The organism is Parasynechococcus sp. (genome assembly GCF_045559935.1).
GTDB lineage: Bacteria > Cyanobacteriota > Cyanobacteriia > PCC-6307 > Cyanobiaceae > Parasynechococcus.
In genome coordinates, this window is record NZ_JBJLJL010000007.1 from 107219 (window position 1) to 130695 (window position 23477).

At 63.9% G+C, this 23477-nt stretch carries 25 protein-coding genes and 1 pseudogene; 12 read left to right on the forward strand and 14 right to left on the reverse strand.

Annotated elements, in window-relative coordinates; translation table 11 throughout:
- Positions 1-37: 37 nt before the first annotated feature.
- Positions 38-415, reverse strand: coding sequence for an AbrB family transcriptional regulator (locus ACJ0G7_RS03820; protein WP_043695592.1), 378 nt, complete (start codon positions 413-415; stop codon positions 38-40).
- 264 nt (positions 416-679) lie between these two features.
- Here ACJ0G7_RS03820 and ACJ0G7_RS03825 point away from each other — a divergent pair, with 264 nt between their 5' ends.
- Positions 680-991: a DUF3303 domain-containing protein gene (locus tag ACJ0G7_RS03825; RefSeq protein ID WP_043697440.1), complete on the forward strand. Its 312-nt coding sequence runs from the start codon at positions 680-682 to the stop codon at positions 989-991.
- 157 nt (positions 992-1148) lie between these two features.
- On the opposite strand, the gene ACJ0G7_RS03830 is transcribed toward ACJ0G7_RS03825, so the two are convergent.
- The gene (locus tag ACJ0G7_RS03830) at positions 1149-1619 is read right to left on the reverse strand and encodes a DUF6561 domain-containing protein (protein ID WP_043695589.1); all 471 of its coding nucleotides are present in this window, start codon (positions 1617-1619) and stop codon (positions 1149-1151) included.
- 133 nt (positions 1620-1752) lie between these two features.
- Here ACJ0G7_RS03830 and hemC point away from each other — a divergent pair, with 133 nt between their 5' ends.
- A complete protein-coding gene (gene hemC / locus ACJ0G7_RS03835; protein WP_043695586.1) occupies positions 1753-2706 on the forward strand; it encodes a hydroxymethylbilane synthase in 954 nt (317 codons plus the stop codon).
- Here hemC and ACJ0G7_RS03840 read toward each other — a convergent pair whose 3' ends face one another.
- Positions 2707-3204: a L,D-transpeptidase gene (locus ACJ0G7_RS03840; RefSeq protein WP_043695583.1), complete on the reverse strand. Its 498-nt coding sequence runs from the start codon at positions 3202-3204 to the stop codon at positions 2707-2709.
- Between the two features lie 198 nt (positions 3205-3402).
- Between ACJ0G7_RS03840 and ACJ0G7_RS03845 the strand changes: the two genes are divergently transcribed.
- Positions 3403-4287, forward strand: coding sequence for a hypothetical protein (locus ACJ0G7_RS03845; RefSeq protein ID WP_043695580.1), 885 nt, complete (start codon positions 3403-3405; stop codon positions 4285-4287).
- A 34-nt stretch (positions 4288-4321) separates the two neighbouring features.
- On the opposite strand, the gene ACJ0G7_RS03850 is transcribed toward ACJ0G7_RS03845, so the two are convergent.
- Genes ACJ0G7_RS03850 through ACJ0G7_RS03860 form a run of 3 tightly spaced genes read right to left on the reverse strand, consistent with a single transcriptional unit; the run spans position 4322 to position 6945 of the window.
- Positions 4322-4909 (reverse strand): inorganic diphosphatase, encoded by a 588-nt coding sequence (locus ACJ0G7_RS03850; RefSeq protein WP_043695577.1) that lies wholly within the window; start codon positions 4907-4909, stop codon positions 4322-4324.
- A 59-nt stretch (positions 4910-4968) separates the two neighbouring features.
- Positions 4969-6495, reverse strand: coding sequence for a carboxypeptidase M32 (locus tag ACJ0G7_RS03855; protein WP_407395240.1), 1527 nt, complete (start codon positions 6493-6495; stop codon positions 4969-4971).
- 24 nt (positions 6496-6519) lie between these two features.
- Positions 6520-6945 carry a thiol-disulfide oxidoreductase DCC family protein gene (locus ACJ0G7_RS03860; RefSeq protein ID WP_043697436.1) on the reverse strand — a complete coding sequence of 142 codons (426 nt, stop codon included), beginning with the start codon at positions 6943-6945 and terminating at the stop codon, positions 6520-6522.
- Between the two features lie 88 nt (positions 6946-7033).
- Between ACJ0G7_RS03860 and ACJ0G7_RS03865 the strand changes: the two genes are divergently transcribed.
- The 6 genes and pseudogenes from ACJ0G7_RS03865 to ACJ0G7_RS03890 all read left to right on the forward strand — a co-directional run bounded on the left by ACJ0G7_RS03865 (position 7034) and on the right by ACJ0G7_RS03890 (position 11955).
- Positions 7034-7660 (forward strand): secondary thiamine-phosphate synthase enzyme YjbQ, encoded by a 627-nt coding sequence (locus tag ACJ0G7_RS03865; RefSeq protein WP_043695571.1) that lies wholly within the window; start codon positions 7034-7036, stop codon positions 7658-7660.
- Positions 7661-7684: 24 nt separating this feature from the next.
- Positions 7685-7972: a 4a-hydroxytetrahydrobiopterin dehydratase gene (locus tag ACJ0G7_RS03870; RefSeq protein WP_407395241.1), complete on the forward strand. Its 288-nt coding sequence runs from the start codon at positions 7685-7687 to the stop codon at positions 7970-7972.
- Positions 7973-7991: 19 nt separating this feature from the next.
- A pseudogene (locus ACJ0G7_RS03875) lies at positions 7992-9090 on the forward strand (CobW family GTP-binding protein).
- A gap of 13 nt (positions 9091-9103) precedes the next feature.
- The gene (locus ACJ0G7_RS03880) at positions 9104-9265 is read left to right on the forward strand and encodes a hypothetical protein (RefSeq protein WP_173402151.1); all 162 of its coding nucleotides are present in this window, start codon (positions 9104-9106) and stop codon (positions 9263-9265) included.
- 141 nt (positions 9266-9406) lie between these two features.
- A complete protein-coding gene (locus ACJ0G7_RS03885; RefSeq protein WP_407395242.1) occupies positions 9407-10450 on the forward strand; it encodes an extracellular solute-binding protein in 1044 nt (347 codons plus the stop codon).
- Positions 10447-11955, forward strand: a complete 1509-nt coding sequence (locus ACJ0G7_RS03890) for an iron ABC transporter permease (protein WP_043695562.1) — start codon at positions 10447-10449, stop codon at positions 11953-11955. Before ACJ0G7_RS03885 ends, ACJ0G7_RS03890 begins: the two co-directional genes overlap by 4 nt.
- On the opposite strand, the gene ACJ0G7_RS03895 is transcribed toward ACJ0G7_RS03890, so the two are convergent.
- The 6 genes from ACJ0G7_RS03895 to ACJ0G7_RS03920 are packed head-to-tail and all read right to left on the reverse strand — an operon-like array spanning position 11934 to position 18539.
- The gene (locus ACJ0G7_RS03895; RefSeq protein WP_407395243.1) at positions 11934-14081 is read right to left on the reverse strand and encodes a PhoX family protein; all 2148 of its coding nucleotides are present in this window, start codon (positions 14079-14081) and stop codon (positions 11934-11936) included. The two genes, ACJ0G7_RS03890 and ACJ0G7_RS03895, sit on opposite strands and share 22 nt — an antisense overlap.
- Positions 14082-14091: 10 nt before the next feature.
- Positions 14092-15057: an esterase-like activity of phytase family protein gene (locus ACJ0G7_RS03900; RefSeq protein WP_407395244.1), complete on the reverse strand. Its 966-nt coding sequence runs from the start codon at positions 15055-15057 to the stop codon at positions 14092-14094.
- Positions 15058-15065: 8 nt separating this feature from the next.
- The gene (locus tag ACJ0G7_RS03905; RefSeq protein ID WP_043695550.1) at positions 15066-15983 is read right to left on the reverse strand and encodes a lysylphosphatidylglycerol synthase domain-containing protein; all 918 of its coding nucleotides are present in this window, start codon (positions 15981-15983) and stop codon (positions 15066-15068) included.
- Positions 15980-17251, reverse strand: coding sequence for a nickel pincer cofactor biosynthesis protein LarC (gene larC / locus ACJ0G7_RS03910; protein ID WP_407395245.1), 1272 nt, complete (start codon positions 17249-17251; stop codon positions 15980-15982). Before larC ends, ACJ0G7_RS03905 begins: the two co-directional genes overlap by 4 nt.
- Positions 17248-17892 carry a hypothetical protein gene (locus tag ACJ0G7_RS03915; RefSeq protein ID WP_043695544.1) on the reverse strand — a complete coding sequence of 215 codons (645 nt, stop codon included), beginning with the start codon at positions 17890-17892 and terminating at the stop codon, positions 17248-17250. Before ACJ0G7_RS03915 ends, larC begins: the two co-directional genes overlap by 4 nt.
- Entirely contained in the window at positions 17892-18539 is a 648-nt protein-coding gene (locus ACJ0G7_RS03920) for a hypothetical protein (protein ID WP_407395246.1), read from the reverse strand. Before ACJ0G7_RS03920 ends, ACJ0G7_RS03915 begins: the two co-directional genes overlap by 1 nt.
- Before the next feature lie 91 nt (positions 18540-18630).
- Here ACJ0G7_RS03920 and ACJ0G7_RS03925 point away from each other — a divergent pair, with 91 nt between their 5' ends.
- Positions 18631-19434, forward strand: a complete 804-nt coding sequence (locus tag ACJ0G7_RS03925; RefSeq protein ID WP_407395247.1) for a tetratricopeptide repeat protein — start codon at positions 18631-18633, stop codon at positions 19432-19434.
- Here the strand turns inward: ACJ0G7_RS03925 and ACJ0G7_RS03930 are convergent.
- Positions 19382-19675, reverse strand: a complete 294-nt coding sequence (locus tag ACJ0G7_RS03930) for a hypothetical protein (protein ID WP_407395248.1) — start codon at positions 19673-19675, stop codon at positions 19382-19384. The genes ACJ0G7_RS03925 and ACJ0G7_RS03930 overlap by 53 nt on opposite strands.
- Positions 19676-19730: 55 nt before the next feature.
- Here ACJ0G7_RS03930 and xth point away from each other — a divergent pair, with 55 nt between their 5' ends.
- Entirely contained in the window at positions 19731-20564 is an 834-nt protein-coding gene (xth, locus tag ACJ0G7_RS03935; RefSeq protein ID WP_407395285.1) for an exodeoxyribonuclease III, read from the forward strand.
- 16 nt (positions 20565-20580) lie between these two features.
- Here the strand turns inward: xth and ACJ0G7_RS03940 are convergent, their stop codons facing one another.
- Complete coding sequence (locus ACJ0G7_RS03940) at positions 20581-22032, reverse strand: FAD-linked oxidase C-terminal domain-containing protein (protein ID WP_043695532.1); 1452 nt, start codon at positions 22030-22032, stop codon at positions 20581-20583.
- A gap of 136 nt (positions 22033-22168) precedes the next feature.
- Between ACJ0G7_RS03940 and hemL the strand changes: the two genes are divergently transcribed.
- Positions 22169-23470: a glutamate-1-semialdehyde 2,1-aminomutase gene (gene hemL, locus ACJ0G7_RS03945; RefSeq protein ID WP_043695529.1), complete on the forward strand. Its 1302-nt coding sequence runs from the start codon at positions 22169-22171 to the stop codon at positions 23468-23470.
- Positions 23471-23477: the final 7 nt, after the last annotated feature.

A 23477-nucleotide genomic window follows, 5' to 3' on the forward strand; every position in this document is an offset into this window, starting at 1 on the left:
TTGTGGCTGACTGAAGTGGTCAGCCATCAGACGAGACTCACTCGTCAGTGGTCTCCTCTTCATCGGTACCACCAACGGGGATCAGACGGATCTGCTTGCGACCCAGCTTGATCTCAAACTCATCTCCGGGATTGAGCTCGAGCATGGCCGTGTAGGCCTTGCCAATCAGAAGGTTGCCATTGCCTTGAACAGTGGCGATGTAGGAGAGCTTGCGTCCACCCTTGCCGATACCAGCGGAACCACCGCCCAGGTCAATGCCCTTGGCATTGAGCAGAGCCTCGTAAAAGGCCGTGAAATTCACGCGATCGGAGCCATCCTTTTTCTTGGAGACATAACCACAGGCCGTGGCCAGGTCAGTCTTGGACACATCACCAAGTTCCTTGACCTTGGTGAGAAGATCAGCGCCGGTCAACATGAGAAACAAGCAGGAATAACGCAACCATACATCACATCTGGTGCCTGTCCAGAGGATCAACCACCAGATATGGCGTGTTACCAACTGATCAAAAACGCTGCGACTCCAACTCTCGAGCTCGCAGATCAACCCTGATCAACTTCATTCTGCAGCCTGACAACAAATCGTGCCAGCTGCGTTGTGGACAGTACAGCGCAGCGTTGCGTCGCCAACGCATTCGATCTGATTTGGGGAGCAGGATCTGATCGCCATGGCAATCAGAACATGCACCACTACCAACTGAACTGGAACTTCGCCTCCCAGGAAGACAGCTGGGCCGCCGGAGTCGCCTTCGCCGATTACATCCGAAGCGGTAGTCCTGCCGACCGTTTCGACGGATTTGAGGTGAAATATCGCGTCTGTGATCCTCAAGGCGGCTGGGGCACGGCGATTGTGTGCGCAGACCACATCAGCAAGGTCTGGCAACACACCGCTCCCTGGATCAAGCATTTCAAGGTTCAGATCGAAATCAACCCTGTGATGAGCGACGACGAATTCGTCGCCAACCAGGAAGCCGTCTACGCAGCAGCAGGCTGAAAATCACGTAAGTACATCTTCTGCTTCCATTCAGCAGGGCAACCCCCTATAAGGGTTGAGAGGGAATTGAGACGCCCTCCTCACACGGAAGAGATCACGCCCCGGCGAGACGTCGGGGTTTTTTTTGAGGCTCCAATCAGACGGTGAAACGCTTGGCTCAGACAGGCTCCTGCTGGTCTGCGTCGAAACTCTCCGTGAACTCCTGAAACGCCCGTTTCAGGCGCTCGACAGGGGTCTCTTCAAGCGGACATTCCTGATCGGTCATCTCCGCATAGATCTGGACGAGCCGGGAATCAGGCTCCAGCACAGACGCCAGGGCTGTCTTGAACAGAACGACATTGCGTTGAGGCGTCAGCCCCTCAAGAAACGGTTCCAGGCGCCAGGGCAACGGCTGTCCTGGATCCGCCAGGCAGACCCGTCGTGGCCGGATCAATTGGTAAGCGGGATCTCCATCACGATCGGTGGTGTTGCGAAGACGCGCCATGAGCAGATCACCGCTCGTGAGCAGCAACAAGCGGATACTCCCCTCCGACATCAGGCTGAGATGGGTCTCCGAATCCGCTTCATCCATCAGCTTTTGATTCAGGGAAGCCGATTGACGCACTCCGCTCACCACTGGTCCCGGCATGACCGAATGTGCTTTGGGGAATGTTACGCAGTTTTCAGATCCCTTCGTCGCCACCTGATGGGTCGCCCCACCTTCACATTCGGGAAAGTCGTGACCCTGCCTGCGTAGTCTGACGGGCTGATTCGCCCTGTCCATGGCCCTCACCGAACTGCGCATCGCCTCCCGACGCAGCCAGCTGGCCATGGTGCAGACCAACTGGGTGAAGGCCGAACTTGAGAAGGCCCATCCCCAGCTCACCGTCAGCGTCGAAGCGATGGCGACCCAGGGAGACAAGATCCTCGACGTCGCCCTGGCCAAGATCGGTGACAAGGGTCTGTTCACCAAGGAGCTGGAGGCCCAGATGCTTGTGGGACGTGCTGACATCGCGGTCCATTCCCTCAAGGACCTCCCCACGAATCTTCCGGAAGGCCTGATGCTCGGTTGCATCACCGAGCGGGAGGACCCCGCCGATGCCTTGGTGGTGAACGCCAAAAATGCCGATCACACTCTCGAGACCCTTCCGGAAGGGGCCGTCGTCGGCACCAGTTCTCTGCGGCGCCTGGCCCAGCTGCGCCATCACTACCCACACCTGGAATTCAAAGACGTCCGCGGCAATGTGATCACCCGTCTCGAGAAGCTGGACAACGGTGGATACGACTGCCTGATCCTGGCCGCTGCAGGACTGGGTCGCCTTGGTTTCGCCGACCGCATTCATCAACTCATTCCTGGAGACATCTCTCTTCATGCCGTCGGCCAGGGAGCTCTCGGCATCGAATGCGTGGAAGGCCAGCCGGAAGTTCTGGAGATCATCAAGGTGCTGGAGCATGCCCCCACATCCCAGCGATGCCTGGCGGAACGGGCTTTCCTGCGGGAACTGGAGGGGGGCTGTCAGGTGCCCATCGGGGTCAACACCAGGTTCGAAGGCGATCAGCTCGTCCTGACCGGCATGGTGGCCAGCCTGGATGGACTGCGTCTGATTCGGGATCAGGCCAGCGGTCCTGCCGCTGATCCTGAGCCGATCGGCGTGGCCCTCGCCAACACTCTCAAGCAGCAGGGAGCCGGTGAGATTCTCCAGGAGATCTTTGAAGCCGTGCGGCCGGAAGCCTGATCAGTTTCTGATCTCCACGGTCGTCCCGACATCAACGACCTCAAACAGCTGACGCACGTGGTCGTTGAGCATGCGCACACAGCCCAGGCTGACCGCAGCACGGGTCCTGACCCAGTGGGGCCAAGGGGTGCCATGGATTCCAAACTCTCCCCGGCCGTTGCGATGGAACGCCAGATAACGATCCCCGATCGGGCTGGACGGACCCACCAACTCACGACGCTGTCCATTTTTGTGCGTCACATAAACCGGATTGACTTTTTTGGTGAGGATGGCGAATTCACCCAGTGGGGTGGGCGTCGAGGGATCACCGATGGCCACCGGCCAGGGGCCGAGCCTGCGGGCTCCGCTGACCACACTGATTTCACGCCGGCTGAGATCGAGAACAACCCGGGATGAGGAGGACGATCGGCGCATGGCCAGCTCAGCCGCTGCCGCGGAGACAGGGAGCGCTGCGATGGACGCCAGAGCGACCCCGGAGAGAAGCAGAGGAAGACGCATCTGCAGGACTCATGAGTCTTATTGGTCTCAAGCTATGCATCACTGGCGAGGTGGCCAGCCATTTTCAGGGCGGTTCGGCAACTCTTAAGGGTCTCTTCGTCTCAATCTGAGACAGTGCTGGGCGTCCGATGCTCTTCGCAGAACGCTGTACCCTTCCCAGGTCCGTTCCGGCAGAGGACGTCCGCCCTGGCCCACGCAGTGTCAGCTCTCCCGAACCAGGCCGCGCAGCCGACACTGCCGAGCCTGCTGAGCGGCGAGGACCGCCAACGTGAAACCGAAGCGATCTGTTTTCCGTTCGATGGCATCTGCCGAAGCAGGCGCCTGTTTCTCAAGGCAGCCTGGACCCTTCGTCGCCAGGGCATCATCCTGATCTCCGAGGTGCTGAACCCGGATCAGCTCGAACGCTTTCAAGGCCAGATCAATCTGCTGCTCGACGCCATCACCAACCACGAGACATCGGGTCTGGATGACATCGCGTATCTGAACCTGCCGGATCAGCGGGTGCTCAAGGGTTACAACACATTCGTGGATGCCGATCGCGCGGTGATCAATCACCGCATCAAGCGTGCCGACGGACGCAGCGGCAGCGACGCCGGCATGATCGATATCTTTCATCCCGAGCGGTTATCGGATGAGATCAAGGATCTGGTGGCCACGAGCCTCCAGGAACCGATCATCCGCCGCCTGGTGATGACCTCATGTCTCACACCCCTGCACGTGAAGTGCCGCAACCTCTACATCAACCGCGGCGTCCAGGACACCCGAAGCTTTCACTGCGATGGACGCTCCCTCAAGTACAAGTCCTTTCTCTTCCTGACCGAGGTCAACAGCCTTGCTGACGGCCCCTATTGCTATGTGAAGAGGTCCCACAGGGATCGAAGCAGCTGGAAGCGGAGCCGTCGTTTCAACCTGGAGAATGAAATCGGGCTGTACGAATACAGCCAACTCGGAGGCTGCGAAGCCCTGCCGATGTTTGCAAAAGCCGGCGACATGGTGATCTCCTCTCAGAGAGGAGCCCATCGCGGGCTGCCTCAGCAACCCGATGCCGAACGGGCCGTTCTGGTGAACATGTATCAGAGATGAAGGGCGGGGACAGCCCCGCCCTCGCTCCGCCGGATCAATCGACCAGTTTCGGTGCGATCTCCTGCATGTAGCGGGCTTCGCAGGACTTGATGATCTCAACGGCTTTCTCGGTTCCGAAGAACCCGTTCACTGTGCACGTGCCGGGCTTCTTCAGATCCTTGTAGTGCTCCCAGTAGTAGGTGGTCTCCTTCTTCCAGTGCTCACCGAGATCCTCGAAGCTTTTGATGTGGTCCATCCGCTTGTCATCGGCCAGGACGGCGATCACCTTGTCATCGACTTCACCGCCGTCATCAAAGGTCATCACCCCGATGATGCGTGCTTCAACGATCGAACCAGGGACAAGGGGCTCCGTGACACTGACGATCTCGATGTCGAGCGGGTCACCGTCCTCGTCCCAGGTGCGGGGTATGCAGCCGTAGGCAAAGGGGTAAGCCAGTGAGGAGTAGCCGACGCGATCCAGCTTCAGATGCCCGGTCTCGGTGATCAGCTCGTATTTGTTGATCGTGTTGGAGTTGAGCTCCACGATCGTGTTGAGGCGGAGCTCGGATTCGTCAGCGAAGGCCGGCAGCACGTGCAGCAGGTTGGGCATGCTGCGGCTGGGAGCCTGATCGAGGTTGGCCATGAACGGCGGTCAACAGCGCCGGGATCCTACGGGGGACCGCCGGCAAGCCCCCGGGACGGTCAGAACAGGGCAATCGCCCCCCTGTCTGCCAGGGTGCTCAGCTTGCCCTCGAGATAACGAAGGAAGGGAGCGCTGCTCAGGGGGGCACCACTGACCTGCTCCACCAGATCCTCAGCATTGACGGCTCTGCCGACGGGATGAACGTGCTGACGCAGCCAACTCAGCAGGGGTCGCACATCACCACGGCCCACATGATCCTCCGGAGCTCCGATCTCGGCGGTCATCGCCTCGCCCAGCTGGGCACTGATCAGGTGACCCAGGAGGTAGGAGGGGAAGTAACCGAAGAGCCCTTCACTCCAGTGGACATCCTGTAGGCAACCTTCGGCGTCATTGACGGGAGTGACACCAAGCAGCTCGGTGTAACGGCGGTTCCATTCAGCCGGCAGGTCAGCCACCTTCAGACCCTGCTCAAGAAGAGCGATCTCAAGATCGGTTCTGATCAGGATGTGCAAGCCGTAGCTGAGTTCATCCGCTTCCACCCGATTCAGCCCGGGAGCGAGTGGATTCATCGAGCGCCAGAGATCTTCACCACAGGTCAGCGGCGCTCCCACGTCGGCGAAACGCGTCCACCACCGTTCCGCGAAGGATCGGCTGCGAGCGACCCGGTTTTCCCAGAACAGGGACTGGCTTTCGTGCACAGCCATGGATGTCGCCTGGCCGAGAGGCCAGGCGAACCATTGATGACTCTGATTCGGAAGACCCTGCTCATACAGCGAGTGCCCCCATTCATGAGCCGTTGCCAGAAAACACGAAAGCGGCTGACCGCTCACCACCCGGGTGGTGATGCGGTAGTCGGATGGGCCGAGGGTGATGGAGAACGGATGGGGAGAACGGGCCAGACAGGTGATCGAGGGATCTCGTCCCCACTCCTGCAGCAATTCCTCGCAGAGCCGCTGCTGAGCTTGCTCCGGCAGGTCCCAGCCAGCGGTGGACGGGCGCTGCTCCCGATCCAGACTGTCGATCAGTGCCGGGAGTCGCTCCCGCAGAGGTGCAAACAGCTGCTGCAGCCGGTCAAGGCTCAGATCGGGCTCAAACGGTTGTGCCAGCGTTTCCCAGCAGGAGCGAGGCTCCGCCAGCTGACGCGCCTGCTCCTGACGCAGATCGATCAGAGTTTGAAGCGCTCCACTGAACAGGCTGAAGTCCGAGCGCTGGCGTGCCACCTGCCAACGGGCGTAACCATCGGCCTTCGCTGTGGCCAGGGAGGCCACCAGGGAAGGATCCAGCGCTTGCTGCCGTCTCAGATCCTCTTCAAGCAGATCGAGATTCCGGCCATGCCCGCCACTGCCGTTGACATCGTCGGAACCGGACCATTCCGAGCGCGCATCGGCCAGCAGATCTGCATAGGCCTCTGAGCTCTGACGGGCATGCAGCTCGCTGGCCAGAAGCGTGAGCTGCTCACCGCGCCAGGTTGCCCCCCCACTCGGCATGCGGGTGTTCTGATCCCAGTAGAGCGCCGACTGGATCGATCCGAGCAGCTGGGTTTTTCTGAGATGGTCACCCAGGCGCTTCCAGGCCGTTGACGCCACGGGAGATCCACAACTGTTTCGACCCTAACCAGCCTGATCGACTCTCAAGGGCTGACAGCGATCTGCACACAGCACCTCCAGACTCTGGCGCCCGGTGACCTGCAGACGCCGTGCAGCCCAGACGCGATAGGCCCAATCCGCCAGGGTCCCGATCAACGGCCAGCGCGTGGGGGCATAGATCCAGCCCAGGCCGATCAGTCGATAGGCCTCGCGGAACACCGCCACATCCCGAAGGATGGTTCCATCGCCCGTGATCGCATGGATGCGGCCCATGGCCTCGCGATAACTGACTCCTTGATGAAGGTCCGGGTCGTAATCCGACGCATCGATGTCGACGAAAGCCATGCGTCCATCGCGGTCACGACGACGCAGAAAGTGAACCTCGCGAAGACAGAGAGGACAGCCGCCATCGAAGAGAAGTGTGAGATCCGCTGGCGTGGATGCGGACATGGACGGGGTGCGGAGCGGCACCAGCCTGCAGCAGGCAGGCGCTTGATCGCGAGCAGCGCCACGCTGAAGAGATCATGTCCATTCCGTCATGACGTCTGGAATCACTCCCCTGAGCCATCAGGCACTGCAAACGCTGGACTTCAGCACCAACGGTCGTGGCTTTTCCCGGATCGATCCGGCCCTGAGCCGCTGGATCGCCACCAGTGGCATCGCCCGAGGGGTGCTGAACCTCACCTGCCTGCACACGAGTGCCAGTCTCACCATCAACGAGAACGCTGACCCCCGGGTTCTCAAGGACCTCGCCGCCTGGATGGACGACATGGTTCCGGAGTCCAGGGCTTACCTCCACGACGATGAAGGGCCGGACGACATGCCGGCGCACATCCGGACAGCTCTCACCTGTCAGGCCCTCAGTCTCAGCGTGGAGAACGGACGGTTGCTGCTCGGCACCTGGCAGGCGGTCTACCTCTGGGAGCACCGCCGAGCTCCCCATCAGCGCCGCATTGCCTGCCACCTCATCGGCACCCTGAAACCTGACGTGCAGCAGCCTTCCCGCTCCAGCGACACGACCACACTGCTGGCCCGTCGCAACAGCACGCGGCTCAACGAAGCGATCCAGGCCCGACATGACCCGGAGGCCTGGGCCGGCGACGGTGGTGTCAACACGGAGGTGGATCTGCTGGTGGACCGACTGCACGACCTGGCAGGAGAATGAACTCACCAGGATCCCCCTCTCGGCATGCCGACCCTGCTCACGCCTGAACAACGCCAGCAGCTTCAACAGGAGCGTCCCGCCTGGGAGGTGGGCGACACCGCCATGCGGCGCAGCGTTGTGTTCAGCGACTTTGTGGAAGCCTTCGGTTTCATGAGCCGCGTGGCACTGCTGGCCGAATCCCGTCAGCACCACCCCGACTGGAGCAACGTCTACAACCGAGTGAAGATCGAACTCTCCACCCACGATCTGGGAGGCCTGAGCACGATGGACGCCGAGCTTTCGGCAGCCATCGACGCTCTGCTGCCAGCATGAGCTCAACAGGGCAGATCTCATGACTGCAGCATCAGCCCCGGTTGGGGTCCCGGTGACGATTCTCACGGGCTTCCTCGGTGCCGGGAAAACCACTCTGCTCAACCACATTCTCAGCAATCAGCAGGGCGTGAAGACCGCTGTGCTGGTGAATGAATTCGGTGAGATCGGCATCGATAACGAACTCATCGTCTCCACAGGAGAGGAGATGGTGGAGCTGAGCAACGGCTGCATCTGCTGCTCGATCAACGACGAGTTGATGCAGACGGTGGAGCGGGTGCTTGAACGTCCAGAGGACTTGGACTACATCGTTGTGGAGACCACTGGTCTGGCCGATCCTCTGCCGGTGGCGATGACCTTCCTCGGCAGCGAGTTGCGCGACCAGACGCGACTGGACTCGATCATCACGCTGATCGATGCGGAGAACTTCGACCAGAGCGTTCTCGACACCCAGGTCGGGCGGGCCCAGGTGGTCTACGGGGACATCCTGATGCTGAACAAGTGTGACCTCGTGGAGGAGGAGCGGTTACAGACCGTTGAACAGCAGCTCCGGGAGGTGAAGAACGATGCCCGCATCCTGCGGTCCACCCAGGGGGACGTGCCGCTGCCTCTGCTGCTCAGCGTCGGTCTGTTCGAGTCGGACAAGGTGTCGACGCAAGACGAGCATCACGACCACGACCACGACCACGGCCACGAGCCACGACCATCACGACCACAGCCACAGCCATCACGACCACGGCCACGACCACAGCCACGACCACGGCCACAGCCACTCGGATCACCTGGCCGTCGACGGTTTCACGTCGCTGTCGTTCCAGAGTGATGGGCCTTTCGCCCTGCGAAGGTTCCAGAACTTTCTGGACAATCAGCTGCCCGCTGAGGTGTTCCGCGCCAAGGGCATTCTCTGGTTCAACGAAAGCGAACGACGTCACGTGTTCCATCTCGCAGGAAAGCGCTTTTCGATTGACGACACCGACTGGACCGGCGAACGCAAGAACCAGCTTGTGCTGATCGGACGCGACATCGATCACGACACCCTGCGGCAACAGCTCCAGGCCTGCGTGGATGAGGAAGCCGCCGGCACACCCTCCGCCGGATCGAGCGGAAACGGGCTGAACTGACTAATGTGTCGAGATGGAGAACACCCCCATGGCAGAGCCCATCACCCTGGTTGCCCTTCTGCTGGTGACAAGTCTGCTGCTCTGGCTGCTGGCCGATTCCGACGATGACAACAGCGGTGGTGGCCTGCGGGAGCCTGTTCTGATTCCGATCCCGGTTCGCGACCAGCGTCGCTGATTCCTCGAAGCAATCAACTCGATTCACCACACTTCCCTCGCCTCTGGCGGGGGATTTTTTTTCGTCGTGTAACAGCCGAACGGAGAGACCGCGGAGCGGGGTATCGCTATTGCGTATCGTTCGCAAAGAGCAATGCCGCGAATGCATTTCATTCTCAATAAGTACCGCTTTTGCAAAGTGGCGGCACAGGCCTCTCTGGCCGTGTCCATCGCGATCCTGCTGATCGCCTGCGACAGCAAGGAATCGACGGAGATCGGTGTCTATTCAGGACGCCACTACAACACCGACAAGCAGCTTTACGACCGCTTCACGCAGGAAACAGGCATCCAGGTGAAGCTCCTGGAAGCCAAGGATGACGCCCTGATTCAACGTCTCGCCAAGGAAGGTGCGGACTCCCCTGCGGATGTCCTGATTCTTGCGGATGCGGCCCGTCTCGATCGCGCGACCGGGATGGATCTTTTTCAGCCCATCGAGTCGGAAACGCTCAACCGGTCGGTTCCGGCCGATCTGCGCGACAGCAAGAACCGCTGGTTCGGTTTCACACGCCGGCTGCGGGCGCCGATGTTCAATGCCGAGAAGGTGAAGGCCAACGAGGTGAGCCGCTATGAAGACCTGGCAGCTCCAGCTCTCAAGGGCAGGCTCTGCCTGCGAAACCGTCGCAGCGTCTACAACCAGTCGCTGGTGGCATTCATGCTGGACACCCGCGGGGAGCAGGAGACGACGCAATGGATTCAGGGAATGGTGGCCAACCTGGCTCAGCCGGTGTTCAGCAGTGACACGCCCATGATCCGGGCCGTCGCTCAGGGCGACTGCGGCGTCGCTCTGGCCAACAGTTACTACCTCGGCCGCATGCAGGCTGGTGACAAGGGCGACGCTGACTTGGCCCTTTCCAGCAGGGTGTCAGTGCGCTGGCCCGACCCCGTCCACGTGAACATCACCGGTGGTGGCGTGACCCGTGCCAGCCGCAACCCCGACGCCGCCCGACGCTTCCTGGAGTTCCTCAGCTCCGATCAGGCTCAGGAGGGCTACGCCACGGCCAATCATGAATATCCCCTGCGCGACCTCGGCAACAATCCTGTTGTGAAGGCCTGGGGCCCGTTCCAGCCGGCAGCGGTGTCGGCGCAGCGGCTCGGTGAGCTGAATGCCAAAGCCGTCGAGCTGATGGCTGCCAACGGCTGGCAATGAGTCGTCGGCTGCTGGGACTCACGGCTGCCGGGCTTGCTCTGCTGGCGATCTGGCCCCTGCTGAACCTCATCGGGGAGGGACTGCAGGGAATCCGCGACGGTCTCGGCAGCCTGGGCCCGGATGGTGGCCTTCAGATCCGCGGCACGCTGAGCTTGCTGCTGGGCAGTGCCATCGCCGGAACCTTGATCGGCACCGCCAACGGCTGGCTGCTGATCAACTGCCGATTTCCCGGCCGTCGCTGGCTGCGCATCGCTCAGCTGATCCCCCTGGCCACCCCGGCCTATCTGCTGTCAGCGACGCTGGTGGATCTGGGCAGCCGCCAGGGCTGGCGCATCCACGGCCTGGCCTGGGGCATCGCCGTCATGGCTCTGTCCACGTATCCCTACGTGTTTCTGCTGAGCACAGAAAGTTTCGCGATGAGCGGCAGACGGCAGCTGGAGGCCTGCCGCAGCCTCGGGATCGGTCCATGGGCCGCCTTTCGGCGGGTCGCGCTGCCGATCGCGCTTCCGGCGATCGGAGCCGGTGTCGCCCTGATGGGCATGGAGATCGTCAACGAGCTGGGAGCTGTTCAGCTCCTCGGCATCCCCAGCCTGTCGGCCGGCATCCTGGAGGCCTGGCAGGCCGAAAGCGATCCAACCGGTGCCATCACCCTGGCCCTGATCACCCTGGTGATCGTGCTGACTCTGGTGGTGTGCGAACGGCGGCTGCGGCGTCGCAGCCGCCGCTGGAGTGACGGTGTGGCCGGAGGCGATGCCACAGCCTGGACATTGCAGGGGCCTCGGGCACTCGTGGCCCAGCTGCTGACTCTGATTCCGCCTTTGCTGAGCCTGGGGACGCCGCTGATCTGGGCCGCCACGAATCTCGAACAGCTGGCAGGCAACCTGGAGGCCGACCTCTGGCAGCTCAGTCTCCGCAGCCTGTTGCTGGCGCTGGCCGCCGCCGTCCTGGCTGTGGTCACGGCCCTGCTGTTGGCGATCGCCAAGCGCTGGAGTGAAGCCCGCTGGCTGCAGAGCCTCACCTTCCTGGCCGGCATGGGCTACGCCGTGCCCGGCACCGTGCTGGCACTGGCTCTGCTGCTCACCGGCGGCCCCTGGCAGCTGGCCCCGCTGGTCCTGCTGCTCTGGGGCTACGGCGACCGTTTCCTGGCCGTGGCCAAAGGCGGCCTGGATGCCGCCCTGGAACGCATCAGCCCCAGTCTCGATGAAGCGGCCACCGGGATGGGGTTCAACTGGCAGCAGGTGCTGCAGCGGGTGCATCTGCCGCTCCTGCGGGGTCCCCTGACGGTGGGACTGCTGCTGGTGTTCGTGGACACCGTGAAGGAACTGCCGCTGACCTTCGCTCTGCGGCCCTTTGATTTCGACACGCTCTCCGTGCGTGTCTATCAGTACGCCAGTGACGAGCGGCTGGCGGAGGCGCTGCTGCCGGCACTGATGATCCTGGTGCTGGGGCTGGTGGCATCGATGGCCCTGGTGCCCAGCCTCGATCAGGCCTCCAGCAAAGGCTGACCGTTGAGGCGGCGGATCGCCACGACGCCCGGACGGGGGGGCCGGCCCGGAGCCTGAGCCGGCCAGTTGGACCCCAGCGGCACTGTGCGCAGTTGCTGGAAAACGCCACCATCACGATCCTGCAGCTCGTGGGCCTGAACCTCCTCATCCCCCCGAGCCCGGCTGCCGTTCACCTCACCGGGATGCTGAACCGCCAGAAACAGCGACGACTCGGCCTGATCGAGGCACACCCCCGTCACCTCGCACTCCATCGGTCCCGTGGCAAAGCAGGCCGCCTGTTCCTCCTGGCTGCCCTTGCGGGGAACGAACCAGCAGCTGTTGTTGCCGAACACATCGCCCGCTGACGACTTCATCGAACGGTCGGTGACGATCCAGAGGTTTCCCTTGCTGTCGAGCGCGACATTGTCGGGATTGGTGAAACCGAGACCGCCGGCCCAGGGGGTTCCACCGGTCACAGCCATGCGCCAGGTGAAGCGGTTCTGGCCGGACTCACTCAGGCGCATCACCCATCCGTTGGGCCAGCTGCTCTGTCCGTCGGGTCCCTGGAACACGGCAGGGTCAGCACCCCCTGTCGATCCGGGGGATCCGGAGGTGAAAGCGATCAGCAGATCTCCACTGATCGGATCGATCTTGGTGTCCTCCGGACGGGCCGTGGGGGTCGCCCCGATCGCGCTGGCCGCCAGGTGGGCATCCACCAGAATCGCCCCCTGCAGCGCCTCGCCCTCACCCCGGTACAGATCCGACAGGGTGGCGAAACGGCGGCAGTAGTCCTCGACAGCCGCATCCTCCCGGAAGAGTTCCGCTCCCGCCTGACTGCGATCGCTGTGGGGCAGCTCCACAGGACAGCCGAGATCCGCATCGCTGAAACGGCTTGGACGGAAAGGATTCACCTCGGCCTCCGGTGTCACCGCCAGCCATTCACCACTGCCATCGGCACGGAAGCGCGCCACCTGAAGCTCGCCAGCCTCGAACAACCGTGAATTCCGCTTGTCCTGGACCGTTTCGACACGGTCCGTGCTGACGAAGCGATAGAGATGCCCACCGCGGCGATCACAGCCCGAATACACCTGAAGCGGCTTGCCGGCTTCAGCCCGAACCGCCACGGCTTCGTGGCGGAAGCGGCCGAGGGCCGTGTGCTTCACCGCTGCCCGGCCAGCCGAGGTCGGATCCACCTCCACCATCCAGCCGTACTTGTTGCCCGCCAGTCCGTAGACATTGCCCAGCCCACCCAGTTTTCCTTTCCGGCAGACCAAGGGACGCTGTGAAGGTGCGGCCGCACTGCCATCGGCATAAACCGGTTCCGGCACCTGGGATTGGAAATTCTCCTCAGCGCTGAGCACCGTTCCCCAGGGCGTGATGCCACCGCCGCAGTTGGCGAAGGTGCCGACGATCCTGTCGCCCAGGCCATCGTCGTAGCCCTGCCGTTTACCGGCCGTGAACACCGCGGTTGCCGGACCGGTGCTGAGCAGCTGCTGCTTGGGGTCCTCAAGACCACTGATCCCCGTGATACGGCGATCCTGGGCGCCCTGCGCCCGTTGCCACTGACCCTGACCATCCCGCTGCAGGGTCATCACCCCGATCCCGAGATCGGTCATCGCTTCATCCGCGACCGCACGGATCTGCTGCAGACGTCGGTCGCCGGCCGGCAGTTCACCGCAGTCGATGACGCCATCGCTGGGCTGCAGAACAGACACGAGGTCTGCGAAGGGCAGAGGCTTACCCACCACCTCCTCGAAGCCCTGCACCCAGGGCACGGCGCTGATGTATTCGAAGTTCACCGTCATCGATGCCCGGTCCGGACCGTGCTGGACAAAGCCGAGGTGATCGTTGTTGAACCCGAAGCGGCTGTCGCCGAGTGGATCGCCCCATGCCGCCAGCAGCTGGGACCGAAATCCCTCCGGGACCGTCAGCCGGTCCTCCACCGCCAGCTCCCGGTAGGTGGCCCGCTGCTCCGAGGCGTTGAGGCCATCACTGTCCACCGGCAAGGGCACCCGCACCGGATGAAACGGAAATCCTTTGGCCGCACTGCTGTTGCCCCCTTGCTCCATGCAGCCCGACAGTCCCTTGGCCGTCAACACACCGGCTCCGCCGAGGCCGAGCAGGGAGAGCACGGAACGACGGCGCATCGGTCAAGCCTCAATCGGTGCAAGCAGCGGTGCGGCGGGGAGTCAGCACCGCAATCCAGCTTGACTGAAGCGGATTGAAGTTGTCATCACTGGCCAACACCAGCGTCTGTCGTCCATCCGACAGCGTGGGGCCCACCGCCATGGCTTCCCAGTTATCTGGAGGCAGGCCAGCCTCCAGCAGGTTCCAGCCGATGATCGGCTGCAATGGAGGACCCTGCGGATCGGGAAAGGCGAACAGCTGAAGCCAGGCCGACCATTGATCCGGCATCTCAAACCCCCGCCGCAGTCCCAGCAGCTGCTGCCGAAGTGGCAGGGCGAGCAGTTCCGTCAGTCCGTCATGGCGGCCGTAGGCACCCGAATCAAGCGCCCCTGCGGAGCGGATCGCATCACCGGGACGGCGGCGCATCAGGCTGATTCCATCTCCGGGTTGGTTTTGCAGCAACGGCGCCTCCGCCGCCAGCAGAAGGTCCCCGGGGCCGAGGGCCGTGAGTGATTCCGGGCCTTTGTTGGAGCCAAGGCCCTGCCCAGTGGTGGCCCGCCAGGCCTCGGGCATCGGCAGCTCCTGCCGCAGCCGACCGCTGCCGAGGTCAATTTGGATCAACCGGGGCGGACGTTCCAAGGAACGGCGCCCCTCACTGGCGATCCAGGCCTGACGGCCCTGGACCACCAGCCCCTCACCATCGAAGTCCTGGGTCAGAGGCTGGCCATCGCCTCCCTTCAGCAGCACTCTGCGGCCGGGTCGCAGCAGGTCCCGTTGGCCCCGGAGCACCTGGGCGAGTCCACCCCAGGGCACCAGATGCCCGATGGGTGCATCGCTGAGCAACCAGAGGCGATCCTGCTTTCGCTGGTAGGCCGCCGCTGAGACCCCACCCAGGGGCCGACCATCAGCGAGGGTCCTGGGCAGCTCGATCGTCCGCACCAGCTCCCAGCCGGCCTGCAGCGGACAGGGGAGCGGCAGCGGAGGCGCGGCATCCATGGCGGTGATCAGGGATGGGCCTTCAACCGTCGCAGCAGGGCGCTGTCGGCGGCAACCGACAGCGCTGCGACGACATCCGCCAGGGTGGAGATCACCCGGTAACTGAGCACGGCGGCCAGGAGTGGAGCTTCCGGCACGGTGCTGCCGAGACGCAGCAGCAGCGTGGCTTCGAACACACCAAGTCCTCCAGGTGCCCCAGGCACCACCAGACCCACGGCATAGGCCAGAGCGAAGGCCGCAAGCCAGACAGGCAGGGAGGGTTGCTGCAGTTGAAATGCCTGAACGCAGCAGAGAAAACCGGCGAACCGGGTGAGCACGAATCCCAGCTGAGCAGCCAGGGGCGCCCAGGGGTAGTCGCCGCGCCCGCTTCCAGATGCATGCTCGGCAAGGTCTCCACCGGCAGAGCTCTGCAATTGCTCCGCCTTGCGACGTTCCAGTCTCTGCAGCAGCGGCTCCCGCCAGCGCGGCAGCATCAGCAGAGCCGGCAGCGGCGCCAGCAGCATCAGACCTCCCTGCCAGCCCCCGAGAGGCAGAAGCAGCAGCGACGCCACCACGATGAGCAGCGGATCCAGGATCACCGTCGCCAGGGCGGGGCCCGCCCCGATGGAGCCGCGCAGCACCCGGACCCGCTCCAGCAGATGCCAGATGCCACCTGGCAGGTACTTGAGAAGGTTGCTGCGGACGAACAGCGGAACCAGAGCGACTTCATCCGGCGGATGACCGAGCCAGGCCACCAGCACGCACCAGGCCAGACCGTTGAACAGGATGCTGGCCCAGGTCAGGCCCATCCCGAGCAGCAACCAGGCCCAACCCCGACCATCAAGGCTCTGGTCCATCAGCTGGCCGGACTGCTGATGCAGCGCCACGGCCATGAACCCGAGGCTGGCCAGGGTGATCCAGAGGCTGGGCTTGCGAAGCCAGCTCATGTCCAGGACCAGGGCTGATCACTGCTGAACGCCCAGCCAGCGTGGGAGGCCCGCAGGGCGGCGATGGTTTGTCCGCTGTCCTGACTGAGCCGCTGCAGATCATCTGCCTCCGGCTTGACCGTGCAACTGCCGTCCGGACGTCGGACCTGCTTGGCCCGGAGCGCGCCCCAGGGCGTGTGAAGGATGCCGTTTCGCCGGGGCAGCAGCCAGCGCCCCTGATCCCGTTCCCGCAGACCGATCGTGGGGCTGCTGCCGAACCAGATCTCACGCAGGGCGGCAGCCCGATCCGGAAGCACCAGAGCCGTAACCGACTGACCGGGGCGCCCCTTCTTCATCTGAAGCGGCGTCGAGGCCGCATCCACGGCACCTCCCCGCTGCAGCGCCGCCAGCAGCAGAGCGAGGTCCTCCGGTGTCGCATCATCGATCCAGGCTTCCTGCACCACCAGCGGCTGCCAGCGCGGGACCGGATCAGAGCCATCGGTTCCCGAGAATGCAGGCTCCTGCTCAGGGATCTGGGGCTTCAGCTGAATGAGCCGCAGCAGGTTGGGACGATCCAGTTCCCGATGGCCGAGACCGATGCCGATCGCCCCTGGTGTGAGCCGCTGGGGCGGAGAGAAGTGATCCACCAGCACCGACAGCAGCGCCAGACCGGTGGGTGTGGTGAGCTCACCGGCCGGCAGATCACCGTCATGACGCAGCGGGATCTGCCGGCGCCGGGCCAGCTCCAGCACCGCCGGCACAGGAACAGGCAGCTGCCCATGGGCTGACCTCACGCTGCCGTGTCCTGCAGGAGGTGCCGTGCAGGTGACACGCAGGGGCGCCAGATGCTCCATGGCGGCACAGACCCCCACCACGTCCACCAGCGCATCCATGGCACCCACTTCATGGAAGTGCACCGATTCGGGGCTGGTGCCATGCACTGCGGCCTCCGCCTCCGCCAGAGCCTCGAACACCGCCAGCACGCGTTGCTGCAGAGCGGGAGTCAGCGGTGCTGCCTCGATCTGCTGACGGATGTCCGCCCACTGACGATGGGGGGGCTCCGGCTCGAGAGCCTTCACCGTGATGCGGAGACCCCGCAGGCCGGAACTGCGACTCTCCTCGCTCCGGAGCTGGTAGAGACCGGCGAGGCCCAGATCCGCCAGAGCCGTCTCGATCACCGCCTCAGGGACGCCAAGATCGAGCAGGGCCGCCAGCAGCATGTCCCCCGCCACCCCTGTCGGACAGTCGATGTGAAGAGGACGACCATGGAAGGGCGGGGAGCCGTTCATCGTCCGAGCCTCGGAGCCTCCGCCAGAAGCGTTCCGACGCGATCCTCCAGCTGGGAACGGTCCTGGCGCAGCTGCTGCTCGATTTCGCGGCGGGCGCGACGCTGCTCCCGCTGCGCCGTGGCGACGTCATGCCCCGAGAGCCCCCAGAGGCGGCCCAGCAGGGCCCTGTCATCGGCACCACCACGAGCCGAGCCGTAGATCACGGTCTCAGCGGCGATGCCGGCCTGAAGGACACGGCTCCAGCGTCGTAGATCCTCCAGCGGCATCCGCACACTCTCCGGAACGGTGAACTCCGTGGCTCCACTGCTGCGCAGCCCCGCGCGCAGACACGCCAGGGTTCCCACCATCACCCGCTGTACCGGAAGCTCCTCCGCTTCGGCGATGAGCAGATGACCCGCCTCATGAACGGCGATGCGGCGCAGTCGCCCCTCACCACCGGGCATCGCTTCAGCAAGCAGATGACCACCCATCCCCTGCCAGCTGGCGGCATCGACACTGAGAGCCACCAGACCGCCTCCGACCACCACGACAATCCAGGCCGGGGAGATCCCCATCACCGGGCCGAAGGCACCGAGCCCCGTGATGGCTGCGACGACGATGGCGGCCCTGAGGGTGCCCGTGGATCCCTGGCCCTCCGCCATCAGCCGCGGGCCCGGGTGCTCCGGGGTGCCGCCGCACCGCGCCGCCCCCCCTGGCCGCGCCCCCCCTTGGTCTTGCCACCCCGCGTGGGCATCGGTGCGATCACCTCATGACGCTCGAGATGCAGCTCCTGCCCCTGCCGGCGGATGTCCAGACTGACGAAATGACGCAGATGCTCCAGGGGGAGTTCGCCCTTCATCTGCAGCTTGAAGGGAAGCGGGCGGGTTCCATCCGCACGGGGTTGCTGACGCACCTTCACGACAAGCTCACCCGTTTCGGGTTTGGTGAAGATCAGTTCACCTCGGATTGAGAAGTAGTCATCCCCTTCCGGCAGGGTGTCATCGGCATCACTCTGATCCGGGTCGAGGCTGCTGGGCTCCCAGATCCCGGCGATCTGCAGGTGCAGTTGATCGCTCTCCCTGCAGCGTGGGTAGACCACCCAGAGATGGGACTGATCCATGGCCAGATGCCGACGCATCAGGGTCAGCACCCGTCCGAGCACCACTGTCTCCAGTTCGACGCCGTTGCTGTCGAGCAAGGCTCCTCGCGTCAGTTGCTCGGGCTCTTTCGGGGTGTAAGTCCCGCGGACCAAACCGATCGCCCGGTACTGCAGCGGTTCGGTGACCGGGGGAATCGGGTGGTTGCGCATGAAATTGATTGGGGCGGCGGCAAAACCCGCAGGCCGACTGTAGCCAGCACCCTGAATCCTCTTCAGACTTCCTCTCACAGACAGCGCTGTGATGCCCCGCCCGCTCCGCCTGATCCTGCTGGCGGGAGCTCTCCTGGGAGCCGGCCTGGTGGGCTGGCTCACGGCCGCATCATTCGCTCCGCAGACAGCAGCCCGCGGCAGCCGTCTGGTGGTGGACCGGGAGGTCAGCGATCTGATGCAGAAGCTCGGGGATGAGCAACTCGATGACGAGGGTCAGCGCCAGCTTCTGGAGAGACTTCTGGCCCTGGGCCGACTTCAGGAGGCGCAGCAGGTGCTGCACCCACTCCTGGAGAAGGAACCGGGATCCCTGGGACTGGCTCTGCTGATGGCGGACCTGCGTCGGCTGAACGGCGACAGCCGTGGAGCCCGAACGGACCTCGATCAACTGCTGCGGCTGCACCCCGATCATCCGGAGGTGCTCAAACTGCGCGTTCTCGTGGAGATCCAGGACGGACGCACGACCCAGGCGCTTCAGTTGCTCACACAACGCTTCCAGAACCTTGGGCCAGGGCGACGTGGGGACATGGGAATGCTCCTCGCGGACCTGCAGCGCCGGAGTGGGCAGGTCAACGCCGCTGCCGGGCTTTATCAACAGCTGGCTGAGGAGTCACCGACGGATGCCCGGCCGCTTCTGGCTCTGGCCATGCTGCGCCAGGAACAGGGGAAGGCGGAGGAGGTGAGTGATCTGCTTGAGAAGGCACGCCAGAGACGAGGCAACGAGGGTGACGCCGATGAGCTCATCGACACGCTGGCCTCATCCTGGGGATTGAGTGCCCTGCGGATCAGGGCTGGGCGACCTGCTTCTCTTCCGCAGGCTGCAGTTCCAGCGCCTTGAGCGCGGCATCGATGGCGTCGGCAGGGGGTGTGGCGTCGTCGAGAGAACCTGCCTGTCGGATGCGGTTGATCAGATCCATGGGGTTGGTGGCATCGAGGATCGAACCGCTTTCGGAACCCTGAGCGCCGCTTCCGTAGATCTCACGCTCCTCCCTGTTCTGGTACTGGGTTTCCACCTGGGCCTGAACCGCAGGGACCTGGGCGAGCAACACCAGAGCGACGGAGGTGAACCGGAGGATCATCCCTGCAGATAACGATCGTTGAATGCTAAGCGTCTCGACCAGACGCCACAGCGCCGTGCAGATCGCCTCCTGGAATGTCAATTCCGTGCGCACCCGGCTTGACCAGGTGCTGAGCTGGCTGGAGACCAACCAGCCCGATCTGCTCTGCCTGCAGGAAACCAAGGTGGATGATCCGCAGTTTCCCCTCAAGGCCTTTGAAGCGGCGGGGTGGCGGGTGAGCATCCATGGTCAGAAGGCCTACAACGGTGTGGCCATGGTGAGTCGCGAGGCGCTTGAGGACGTCCGCTGCGGATTCATCGGCGAGCTTCCCGATGATTCCGACGCCAGAACCCTGAGCGAACAGAAGCGGGTGATCAGCGCCAGGCTTGACGGTGTCCGGGTGCTGAACCTCTATGTGCCCAACGGTTCAGGGCTCAAATCGGAGAAATACCCCTACAAACTGAGCTGGCTGGCCTGCCTGCGTCGGTATCTGGACGCGCAGGCGGAACGGGGTGAGCCCCTGTGCATGGTGGGGGACTTCAACATCGCGATGGAGGCCCGCGATATTCATGACCCCGACCGACTGACGGGGGGGATCATGGCCAGCTCAGCCGAGCGCGAGGCACTCAAGGCCGCTCTCGGTGACCGGCTGCAGGATGTCTTCCGGGTCTTCGAACCCGACAGCGGCCACTGGAGCTGGTGGGACTACCGCACCGGAGCCTGGGACCGGGACCGCGGCTGGCGCATCGACCACATCTATCTGTGTGATGAACTGCTGGAACTGGCACGCTGCTGCGTCATCCACAAACAGGAGCGGGGCAACGAGCAGCCCAGTGATCATGCCCCCGTGTCCGTCGATCTCGACTGGCCACCCGCCGATGAGGAGGACGAAGACGACCGACTGATCTGAACGGACAGCAGGGGAATCAGAAGACCTCAACCCCGGTGGGAAGCGTCACCGATCGCTTCGCGGACTCGCCGCAGGTCCTCGGAGTCGGAAGGACCTTGCCCGGATTGGCCCGGCCGTCCGGATCGAAGGCGCTGCGCAGCAGAGCCATGGTCTGGAGATCGTCCGGCTCGAACATCCAGTCGAGGTAGCACCGCTTGTCCGCCCCGATCCCGTGCTCGCCGCTGATGCTGCCACCCACTGCCAGACATTCCTTCAGGATGGCGGCGCCCAGCTGCTTCACCCGCGACTCCGCCTCCGGCTCACCGGCGTCGTAGAGAATCAGGGGGTGAAGGTTGCCGTCGCCGGCGTGAAAGACATTGGCGACGGGAAGTCCGTGATCCTGGCTCAGGCGTTCGATGGCGGCCAGCACGGACGGCAGGCTGCTGCGGGGAACAACGCCATCCTGGACGTAATAGGTGGGAGTGATCTTTCCCACGGCGGAGAAGGCCGACTTGCGCCCTTTCCAGAGCACCGCGCACTCCGTGGGGTCCTGAGCAAGGCGCAGGCCGCGGGCCCCGGCATGACGACACAACTGCTCAGCCCGCTCCGCTGAGGCCTGCACTTCCGCCACCTGGCCATCCAGCTCGATCAGGAGCACCGCGGCCGCATCGCGGGGGTACTCGTCGTAGCCGAAGAAATCGTCCACGGCGTTGATCGTGACGTTGTCCATGATCTCCATGCCCGCCGGAAGCAGTCCTTCCGCGGTGACGGCCCGCACCGCCTCGCCGGCAGCCTCCATCGTCTCGAAGTCCGCCAGGAGCACGTTCACGCACTCCGGCGCCCGCAGAAGACGCAGCGTGATCGCCGTCGCGATCCCGAGGGTGCCCTCGCTGCCGATGAAGGCCCCTCGCAGATCCAGCTCAGCTGATTCCGCCAGTCCATTGCCGAGCTGCGTCACCGTTCCATCGGGAAGCACCACTTCCAGGGAGAGGACGTGGTTGCTGGTGACCCCGTACTTCAGGCAGTGGACCCCGCCGGAATTCTCCGCGACGTTGCCACCGATGCTGCAGACCACCTGACTGGACGGATCGGGCGCGTAGTAGAACCCATCTCCCGCAACCGCCCGGGTCACCCAGCTGTTGATCACGCCGGGTTGAACGGTGATGCGCTGGTTCTCCAGATCGAGATCAAGAATCCTGCGCATGCGGCTGGTCACCACCAGCAGGGCCTGCTGATCGACCAGAGCGCCTCCTGAAAGACCGGTTCCACTGCCGCGGGCCACGAAAGGAACCTGGTGATCCCGGCACAACCGCAGCACGTGAGACACCTGTTCGGTGGTCTCCGGGAGCACTGCCAGCGGGGGCCGATGGCGTTCAAGTGTCAAACCGTCACAGTCGTAGCTGAGCAGGTCCTGACGCTTCGCCAACACGGCTCGCGACGGCAGATGACGGCGGAGATCCCTCTCCAGCGCTGTCCAGTCGTGGGGCACACCTCAACCTGCGCTGGGGTCAAGCTAAACAGCTTCCGGGTGCCGCGGCCGCGATCGAGACACACTCCAGACGCATCCGGACGTTCCTGGGTCAGGATGTTGCACGGTTTGCATCAGCCTCTTGGCGTCGGTTCCCGTGACAACTTCCGTGTTGAACACCAGCCGCTCCCAGGCCATCTTCGGCGAAGCCCAGGGCCTGATGCCCGGTGGAGTCAGCTCGCCGGTGCGTGCGTTCAAGTCCGTGGGCGGACAGCCGATCGTGTTCGATCGCGTCAAGGGCCCCTATGCGTGGGACGTGGATGGCAACAAGTACATCGACTACATCGGCAGCTGGGGACCGGCGATCTGCGGGCATGCCCACCCCGAGGTGATCAGTGCCCTGCAGGAAGCGATCGAGAAGGGAACCAGCTTCGGAGCTCCCTGCGCCCTGGAAAACACCCTCGCCGAGATGGTGATCGACGCCGTCCCCAGCGTGGAGATGGTCCGCTTCGTGAACAGCGGCACCGAAGCCTGCATGGCGGTGCTCCGCCTGATGCGGGCCTTCACAGGCCGGGACAAGGTGATCAAGTTCGAAGGTTGCTACCACGGCCACGCGGACATGTTCCTGGTGAAAGCGGGCTCGGGGGTGGCGACCCTCGGACTGCCCGATTCCCCCGGAGTGCCGCGCAGCACCACGGCCAACACCCTCACCGCCCCTTACAACGATCTGGAGGCGGTCAAACAGCTGTTCGCCGAGAACCCTGACGCCATCTCCGGGGTGATCCTCGAGCCGATCGTCGGCAACGCCGGATTCATCCAGCCGGAGCCCGGCTTCCTGGAGGGGCTGCGGGAGCTCACCAAGGAGCACGGCGCCCTGCTGGTGTTCGACGAGGTCATGACCGGCTTCCGGATCAGCTATGGAGGAGCGCAGGCCCACTTCGGCGTCACGCCGGACCTCACCACCATGGGCAAGGTGATCGGCGGCGGCCTTCCCGTCGGTGCCTACGGAGGCCGGGCCGACATCATGGCGATGGTCGCTCCGGCCGGGCCGATGTATCAGGCCGGCACGCTGAGCGGCAATCCTCTGGCGATGACCGCGGGCATCAAGACCCTCGAACTGCTCCGCCAGCCAGGCACCTACGAGAAGCTCGCGGCCACCACGGAGACCCTGATCAACGGCATCAAAGCCGCCGCCGCCGAGGCCGGGCTGCCGATCACCGGCGGAAGCGTCAGCGCCATGTTCGGCTTCTTCCTCTGTGAAGGCCCTGTCCGCAATTTCGAGGAAGCCAAGGCCACCGACTCCGAACGATTCGGCAAGCTGCATCGCGCCATGCTCGAGCGCGGGGTCTATCTGGCACCCAGCGCCTTTGAAGCGGGCTTCACATCCCTGGCCCACTCCGACGCAGACATCGACGCAACCCTGAATGCATTCCGCGAGAGCTTCGCGGCTGTTGCCTGACCGCTTC